1 protein-coding gene is annotated in these 661 nt (G+C 34.6%); it reads left to right on the top strand.

The annotated features are described in order from the left end of the window. The coding region (locus HMPREF0819_RS09135; protein WP_003068023.1) for an IS110 family transposase at positions 1-315 on the top strand (315 nt) is incomplete at its 5' end. Between the last annotated feature and the right edge of the window lie 346 nt (positions 316-661).

Raw genomic sequence — 661 nt, forward strand, 5'->3', positions numbered from 1 at the left:
TGTATCTTAGATGGTCCACTAGACACTAACAAGCCTAAGAAGATTCAAAAGAAATTCGGAACAACAACTGTGGCACTTCAAAATGCTTTAGCTTGGTTAAAAGAAAATCATGTAACTCACGTCTTCTTTGAAAGTACCGGTCAATATTGGTTGCCACTTTTCAATATTTTTTCAGATTCAGATTTAGTACTTGTACCCGCCAATCCCCAACACATCAAAAATGTTCCTGGACGTAAAACTGCTATGAAAGACGCGGAATGGCTTGCACAACTTGGAAGATGTGGACTTATCGAACCTTCTTACATACCAAGTTAAAAACGAAATTCATAATCTTTTACAACGTGCTAATATCAAATTAACGAGCTATCTTTCAGATGTTTTCTCTAAAACAGGACAAGCTCTTTAACTCTTTTCATCAATGGAGAAGCTATTGATTCTGAAAGTGTAGCTTCTTGTATTCATAGACGTATAAAAGCTAGTCCAGAAGAGTTAGTGGAAGCTATGAATGGAAAGTTATCACTAGAAGACCGTTTTCTTATTAGCCAAAGTTTAGAAGAATATCAAATGTATCAAAATCTAATTGAAACATTAGAGAGTGAAATCAAGGATTATATTAAAAAGGAGTTTCCCTGAAGAATACAGAATACTTCAGACTATTCCA

The organism is Streptococcus equinus ATCC 9812 (assembly GCF_000187265.1).
In the GTDB taxonomy this organism is placed as follows: domain Bacteria; phylum Bacillota; class Bacilli; order Lactobacillales; family Streptococcaceae; genus Streptococcus; species Streptococcus equinus.